Here is a 7,594-nt window from a genome sequence, read left to right on the forward strand (position 1 = left end):
GAGGTTTATTGTCGAAGATTGACTAGATCTCCTATAGGGAAGAAAGAGAATAATTCTTTTTCTGAAAACAGTATTGCCCAATTGGCTGGCAAAAAACACTGTAAAGATGTCAGCGTCAGTTTCCCCTTTTATGCTGCATTTGCCTTCGGGGTTTCATTAAAGTGGCGCTTAAATTCGCGTGAAAACTGAGAAGTACTATTGTATCCAACCAATCGCGCAGCATCTGCTGCTTTCAGCCCTTCCAGTTGGATCAGTTCTCTTGCTTTGTTCAGCCTGACCTTTTTTATATATTGGATTGGTGTCTCAAGCGTTACGCTCCGAAATGCCTGATGAAATGCGGAAATACTCATGTTTGCTTGTTGAGCAAGTTCTTGCACGGTGACTGTTTCTGTATAGTTCTTATGCAAATAGTCTAAAGACTTAGCAACACGAGCATAATGCCCCTCGTGTCTTGCCAAATCAAACAACACATAGCCTTCCTGGCTCATCAAGACTCGAAACGCCAACTCTTCCATCAACCCTTCAGCAAGGATATCTGTCTCTATCGGATTACATAGTGCTTGTACTAATCTTTTACACACATCAAGCATCATTGTATCCATTGCGACCGATTTAAGGCCTGTACTGGCATTGACGTCGCTACGAGCTTTAAAGCAATTCAGGGGTTCAAGCTGATTGACCAAACGGTGCAGGCGTTGGGAATCAATATCGATGCTAAGCCCGAGTAAAGGTTCACCATTTTCTACAAATGCTTCACATTCGAGCGGCATCGGCACCCCAACAACTAAATAGTCTTCCGGCCCATAACGTACGGGTTCGTTGCCCAGATAAATGTTCTTAGAACCTTGACCCAATACAATCACACCAGATTGATAGACAAAGGGTTGTCTAGCGTTACCTCGGCTACTGCGATAAAAATGAACACCTTTTATAGCCGTTTCAATGCTCCCTTCAAGGTGGTGCAGTTGTTTACACTCAACATACTGTTGCATTAGTTCAGCTAAAGTCATAATTTCTCCACAACCGTGACATTTATACAAATAGGCAACTTTTTTAGAGAATCTGGTCTTTAATAGACCTCTTGTCAAGACTATTATGCACTAAAGCGAAACAAACACGTCATTACATGGCAAACAAGAGGCAAGTCGCAATGCAATTTAGCTACGTAAACCCAACCCAGATTCACTTTGGCCAAGGTCAGATTCAAAGCATCAGTTCGGCAATCCCTTCAGATCAAAAAGTTTTAGTTATTTATGGTGGCGGTTCTATTAAAAGCAACGGCGTATATGATCAAGTCGTGAAAGCCCTAGAAGGTCATCAATGGTCCGAGTTTTCAGGTGTTGAGCCTAACCCAACCAAAGAAACAATGGATAAAGCAGTTGCCATTGTTAAAGAGCAGCACATTGACTTTATTCTTGCCGTTGGTGGTGGTTCAGTCATCGATGGCTCTAAGTATGTTGCAGCTGCTGCCCATTATGATGGTGATGGCTGGGATATTTTTACTGGTAAGCACAAGGTTACCTCGGCAGTTCCTCTTGCCGCTGTCTTAACATTGCCAGCAACAGGTTCAGAATCGAACATGGGTGCTGTGATTACCAAAGCAGAGACACACGATAAACTTCCGTTCATGACGCCGCATGTCCAACCGAAATTTGCGGTCATGGATCCTGACGTGATGAAGACTCTGCCAGAGAAACAACTTATCAATGGTATTGTCGATGCGTGGGTTCACGTCTGTGAACAGTATATTACCGTTCAACACCAAGCAATGGTTCAGGATGGCTACGCTGAAGCCCTACTAAAAAACCTTAAACAACTCGGTGAAACGTACGAGTCACGTGATAACGATGCATGGCGTGCAAACCTCATGTGGAGCGCAAACCAAGCGTTGAATGGCTTAATTGGCTCAGGTGTACCTCAAGATTGGGCTACGCATATGATTGGCCACGAATTTACCGCTCTATGGGGGGTTGATCACGCACGCTCATTGGCCATTGTGCAACCTTCACTACTGCGAAACCAAATTGAGGTTAAGCGTGCTAAGTTAGAGCAGATGGGAAGCAATGTTTTTGGCCTTGCTCCAAGCAAAGACTTGGCAGAACAGACCATCACCGCTATTGAGTCATTTTATCAATCACTTGGAGTTGAGACACAATTCATTGATTACCAGGGCAGTAAGCAAGAAGCTGTTGAGGCAGTATTAAATCAGCTCCAAATGCATGGCATGGTCGCTATAGGTGAACATCAAGCGATAAATTTAGATGAGAGCCGTAAGATACTCGATCTCGCTATTGCTTAGGCCTAGCGAAATATTTAAGCTAAAAAAGCAGCGCTCGCTGCTTTTTTTTATAACAAGAATGTTATCTGCTGCGATAATCACCTATTACACAGCACTAGCGCTTTTAACCCTCTCTGTCGTTACTTAACCTGATAACGATAGATCAAGTCATCGTAATACTGACCACCGATTTGGTAAGCGTCTTTCTCTCTTTCCGCAAGACTGAAACCCGCTTTCTCCAGCACTTTACACGACGCAACGTTGCCATCGGTTACAATCGCATTAACCGTTTGAATTGGGTAGTTGTGAGTAGCATGGTCGATCAACGCAACCAATGACTCTGTCCCGTATCCACGTCCATGAAATTCCGGCAACAGCAAATAGCCAACTTCAATATGCTGTTGATTGTCTTCAGACAAACACAGCCCCGTCACCCCAATGGCATTACCCGATTGTTTCTCTTTAATCACTAAACACAACCAATGGCTGTTAGGCCAACTCCACTTTGGAAGACGAGATTCAAAACGCTGACGAATTTGCTCTTTCGTCGGTTTATCAAACGCATAACGAATCACATCATCATCTTGGTGCAATCGTTCAAAGAGCTGCCAATCATTTTCCGTGATTTGATCCATCAATAATTGTTTTGATTCTATTGGATACATTTAATTCCTCTAAGCTAATATCTCATCAAGTGCGTGCTTTGATTGTTCGACCAATGACCAAAGCTCACTGCGATACTCCAGATACATCTCACACGGTTGCTGTGCTTTTTCTATCTCGAGACACAAATCGAACAGTGCCCCTAAGCCTAAACTGCCCGCCGATCCTTTGAGTTTATGAGCAAGTTGTTTAATCTCTCTTTGATCATTTTGCCCAGCCGCGCTATCTAACTGCGTAACAATCTCCTGAGCACCATCGCTGAACAAGCCACAGATTTCCACCATTTTGGCTTGCCCTAGCACTGCCATATCCGCTATCACTATTTTGGGGTCGATAATGGCTTGATTAACTGGTCGCACTGGCATGTCTTCTTTATGACAATCGTTTTGTTCTAACAATAACGACTTGCCCTCTAAACTATTTTGGATCATTTGGCTAAGTGCGTCCTTATCGAGCGGCTTAGGCAGATATCCATCAAAACCTGCCGCGATGTAACTTTCAACTTCTTCATTGTATACATGCGCCGATACCGCGATCATTGGCGTCGGCATTCGGTTGGACGAGTCAGTTTCTATTTGTTTCAACTCACCTAATAACGCAATTCCATCACAATCAGGCAGGTTGATATCCATCAGCACGATATCGAACGAATGCTGCTCGAAGTCACTCCGAGCGCTCTTTCCATCAACCGCCGTCATGACTTGATGTCCCATACTCGCCAAAAATCCTTCAGCGACCATGCAGTTAACCGGATTGTCTTCAATCAGCAAAACGCGTGCGGTCACGTTACAGTTGGTTACGGTATCTTGTTGTTGTACTTCCTGACCTAACTGTAGGGGAACAGAAAACCAAAAACGGCTCCCTTCGCCAAGTGAAGACTCAAGGTGGATCTCTCCGCCCATCGCCTCAACCAATCGCTTACTAATCGCCAGCCCTAAACCTGTGCCACCTTTACTGCTCAATCCTCCTGATGCCTGAGTAAACGCATCAAACAAGTTGAGCTGCTCTTGTTCGCTGATACCTACGCCCGTGTCCGACACTTCGAACAACACATGTCCATCATTGTCAGGATCATGAGCAACATAGATATCGACATGGCCTTTGTCAGTGAACTTGATAGCATTTCCGACAAGATTGTTAAGAACTTGACCGATTCGCGTCATGTCACCAAACCAGAATTTATCCACATCACTTTCGATACAATATTCGAGTTGCAGCGACTTTTCTTGAGCTCTTCCATTTAGTAATTGCTTGGTGTCATCCACCATCGCGTGCAGATTAAAGTCGATTGGACGAATTTCTAAATGCCCCGCCTCAATCTTTGAGTAATCGAGTACGTCATTGAGGATAGCAAGCAAGCCGTTACCACTGCGATTAATAACATCGACATAGTGGCCCTGTTGACTGTCCAACCCGGTATCTTTTAACAACCTAGCAGTCCCGAGTACCCCATTCATTGGTGTGCGAATCTCGTGACTCATCGTCGCTAAAAACGCCGATTTGGCACGGCTGGCTTGCTCGGCCTCTTGACGGGCGCGTGCATGGTTTTCTACTTCCTCATTTAACCTGACATTGGCGAGTTGTAATTGATGAGTACGCTCAGTCACTAGCTCCTCTAGATGGCCCTTATGCTGTTCGAGTTCTCGCTTCGCCTTGGCTTCACTTTCTGCGACCACCTTTAAAGCCTTTGCCGTGTTACGTGCAGTAATGATCGCTTGCCCCATATGTGCCAATTCATCATTGCCTTTAACGGCAAGTTCGACTTGCAACTGTCCCTTAGCGATTGAAAGCAACGCCGAGGAATATTCTGCAAGACGTTTAACCACGGATATATAGACCACTTTCCATACGATCAACACCACGATGACCATACCTAGCACCGTAATAATCGTCAGTGTTAGCTGAGCGTAATCGAGGGTCGTTTTTAGTTCTTCAACCGCCCGAGTCGTTGAAGCATTAGACTCGTCGACCAGCTTGTTTACGGTGGCATTAAGTGTAGAAAACTGAGTCAAAGTATCTTGCATCAATTGCTGCGCTGAACGTTCGTTCTCATATCGTTGAGTCAGCACATCAAAAACCACTTCACGACGTTCAAGTTTCTTGAGAAGTTCCGCCATCTGTTGCGATCGCGTAGGATCTTCTACACCCTGCACGCGTCGTTTCATAATATTCAGATTACTGCTGAACTCATCTCTAATGGTTTGAATACGATTGATATCCGATACCGTACGCGCCTCCTCTATATGGTTAAGTAACTTAAACGCCAGTAGATGAAGTTCGTGTAATCGCTCGGATAGATCAAGATCGACTTCAACCAGAGCATCAAGCGCGTTATACGCCTGCTCTATCTGGCGTTTATCAAGGAGTGCGTAGATGTGAGTTACATTGGCAACAGCAATGGTAGATGTGTTGGCGACTTGAGTACGAGTAAGTTGTTCCAGCTCTAGAGCAAGGTCCCGAAGTTCACCTGTTCGTACCACAATATCTTGACTGAGGAATAACCTTTTCTCGACCACAATTCCAAACTTAGCAAGCGTATCGATGACGATCTGAACATCCGACTCCAACCTCGTCAGTAGCCCAGAGTCAAACGAATCAGAACCTAACTGTTTGATATGTGTTAGCAAAGATTCCAGCTGAGAAAACAACTCTTTTCCCGAACGTTGACGCTGCTCTTCGCTCTTCGCATTGGAAAGCGTCTGTACTGAAGAAATGATGCGTGAGCTTAATTCGGACACCTGTCTTGCTTCAATCATTGACGGGATCGCCGAATTAACCACATTTCGCTCTGTTTTTGCTACAGAACTAAAGCCAAATACCCCGATTAACGCAGAAATCAAAACCAATAACGCCATCGCAAGGAATGCCAACAGCAGTTTGCGTCCAATACTGGCTTTAGCTAGTAACATCGAGAATCTTCACTTCTTAAGTCTTCTATAATGCGCTATATTTTGCAGTGTTTAATCCGCCTTTACCAACGAAATACTGCATGTCTTTGATCTCAGCTATCCAAAAGCGAGCCACACTGTTAACTTCAATGCTACTCCTCGCAGCGGCATTTAATGCCCACGCGGAACAACCGCTACGAATTTGTGCCATCTACCCGCATTTAAAAGATTCATACTGGTTATCGGTCAATTACGGGATGGTTGATGAGGCAAAGAAACAACACGTCGATCTCAGAGTATTGGAAGCGGGAGGCTATCTTAACCTCGAAAAGCAACGCGAACATATGTCTCTGTGTGTGCGTTGGAATGCCGACGCGATCATTCTTGGCACAGTCGCCCCAGATCTGTTTTATAGCTCACTTCGTCAGAGCATTGGGTCGATCCCTGTGTTTGCAACAGTAAATCAGCTGATTGTAGACAAAGAAAACAGCTCCGCTCTGAAGGGTGAAGTGGGTGTTGATTGGTACTGGATGGGCTACTACACCGGTGAGTATTTAAAAAACAAACACCCACAAGGTTCCGGTCAAATAAATGTTGCGCTTCTACCTGGCCCGAAATCGAGTGGCGGGACCAAACCAGTCATTAAAGGCCTCTATTCTGCGCTTAAAGGCAGTGATATCCATATCGTAGAAACATTATGGGCTGACAATGACAAAGAGTTACAGCGTAACCTTGTTCAGCATGCCATAGACAATACAGAGTTGGATTACATTGTAGGAAGCGCAGTAGCCATCGAGGCTGCAATCAGTGAATTACGCAGCACAGACCAAGTTGGTCAAATTGGATTAGTTTCAACTTATCTCAGTCACGGTGTCTACCGTGGTCTTTTGAGAAATCGCGTTGAGTTTGCCCCGACAGATAAGATGGTCGAACAAGGTCGTCTGTCTGTCCTTCAGGCTGTTCACTATTTGAAAGGCGAACCTTACGAAAAGATCCAAGCACCGATCATAGAACCACTGACACCAAACAAACTCAACCCGAAGGTGATTGCCCAATCCCTTTCACCCTCGGAATATCGACCCACTTTTTACGTCTATAACGAAAACAATTAGGAAGTCTAAATGGAAAAAACGACTCGTACCCTGCCTGCACATAAACATGTGGCGCTTGTCGCTCACGACAACTGCAAACCAGAGCTATTACGCTGGGTAAAAGAAAACAAAGAGAAGCTACAACGCCATTTTCTTTATGCAACAGGCACCACTGGCACAATGCTAAGCAAAGAGACAGGGCTCGCGATCAAAAGCATGATTAGCGGCCCAATGGGCGGTGACCAACAAATTGGTGCGCTAATCTCTGAAGGTAAAATTGATGTATTGATTTTCTTTTGGGACCCACTCAATGCAGTGCCTCATGATCCTGACGTAAAAGCACTACTTCGTATTGCGAGTGTATGGAATATCCCAGTAGCGACAAACCGTGCAACGGCTAAGTTACTGTTTGCATCACCTTTGATCGAACAAGAAGTCGACATAGAAATCCCCGACTATCAAGCCTACCTAGCGAATCGCACCTAGTTGATTGTTAATTGCCCGTGGTAGTCACGGGCTTTTAATTGGTTCATCGCGGATAAGCGGGAACTCAAAACAAAAACGGTAGAAAGTGATAGAGTTTTATCGCCAAACAAAACCTACACAAACTACCGTTTTCATGCCGAATAATACTTTCCTATTGTCATTCTGGGAAGGCTTTCAGATCGTAAAGT

The 7,594-nt window shown here is 44.8% G+C and carries 6 protein-coding genes; 3 read left to right on the top strand and 3 right to left on the bottom strand.

Translation table 11 applies throughout. The annotated features are described in order from the left end of the window. Positions 1-128: 128 nt before the first annotated feature. Positions 129-1,010 (bottom strand): AraC family transcriptional regulator, encoded by an 882-nt coding sequence (locus QTN95_RS05495; protein ID WP_331416642.1) that lies wholly within the window; start codon positions 1,008-1,010, stop codon positions 129-131. A 140-nt stretch (positions 1,011-1,150) separates the two neighbouring features. Here QTN95_RS05495 and QTN95_RS05500 point away from each other — a divergent pair, with 140 nt between their 5' ends. Continuing rightward, on the top strand, positions 1,151-2,299 hold the full coding sequence (locus tag QTN95_RS05500) for an iron-containing alcohol dehydrogenase (protein WP_331416643.1): 1,149 nt from the start codon (positions 1,151-1,153) through the stop codon (positions 2,297-2,299). A 119-nt stretch (positions 2,300-2,418) separates the two neighbouring features. Here QTN95_RS05500 and QTN95_RS05505 read toward each other — a convergent pair whose 3' ends face one another. Both QTN95_RS05505 and torS read right to left on the bottom strand, forming a co-directional pair. After that, positions 2,419-2,943, bottom strand: a complete 525-nt coding sequence (locus QTN95_RS05505; protein ID WP_138970630.1) for a GNAT family N-acetyltransferase — start codon at positions 2,941-2,943, stop codon at positions 2,419-2,421. A gap of 9 nt (positions 2,944-2,952) precedes the next feature. Next, entirely contained in the window at positions 2,953-5,850 is a 2,898-nt protein-coding gene (torS, locus tag QTN95_RS05510; RefSeq protein WP_331416644.1) for a TMAO reductase system sensor histidine kinase/response regulator TorS, read from the bottom strand. Between the two features lie 80 nt (positions 5,851-5,930). Here torS and torT point away from each other — a divergent pair, with 80 nt between their 5' ends. Further along, on the top strand, positions 5,931-6,941 hold the full coding sequence (gene torT, locus QTN95_RS05515) for a TMAO reductase system periplasmic protein TorT (protein WP_443088852.1): 1,011 nt from the start codon (positions 5,931-5,933) through the stop codon (positions 6,939-6,941). A gap of 9 nt (positions 6,942-6,950) precedes the next feature. Then, positions 6,951-7,406, top strand: coding sequence for a methylglyoxal synthase (locus QTN95_RS05520; protein ID WP_138970633.1), 456 nt, complete (start codon positions 6,951-6,953; stop codon positions 7,404-7,406). Positions 7,407-7,594 lie beyond the last annotated feature (188 nt).

Origin of the sequence: Vibrio sp. M260112, from assembly GCF_036533775.1 — a bacterium.
In the GTDB taxonomy this organism is placed as follows: domain Bacteria; phylum Pseudomonadota; class Gammaproteobacteria; order Enterobacterales; family Vibrionaceae; genus Vibrio.

Coding starts and splice junctions, on each gene's coding strand:
- QTN95_RS05495 (WP_331416642.1), bottom strand. CDS start 1,010: ATGACTTTAGCTGAACTAATGCAACAGTATGTTGAGTGTAAACAACTG.
- QTN95_RS05500 (WP_331416643.1), top strand. CDS start 1,151: ATGCAATTTAGCTACGTAAACCCAACCCAGATTCACTTTGGCCAAGGT.
- QTN95_RS05505 (WP_138970630.1), bottom strand. CDS start 2,943: ATGTATCCAATAGAATCAAAACAATTATTGATGGATCAAATCACGGAA.
- torS (WP_331416644.1), bottom strand. CDS start 5,850: ATGTTACTAGCTAAAGCCAGTATTGGACGCAAACTGCTGTTGGCATTC.
- torT (WP_443088852.1), top strand. CDS start 5,931: ATGTCTTTGATCTCAGCTATCCAAAAGCGAGCCACACTGTTAACTTCA.
- QTN95_RS05520 (WP_138970633.1), top strand. CDS start 6,951: ATGGAAAAAACGACTCGTACCCTGCCTGCACATAAACATGTGGCGCTT.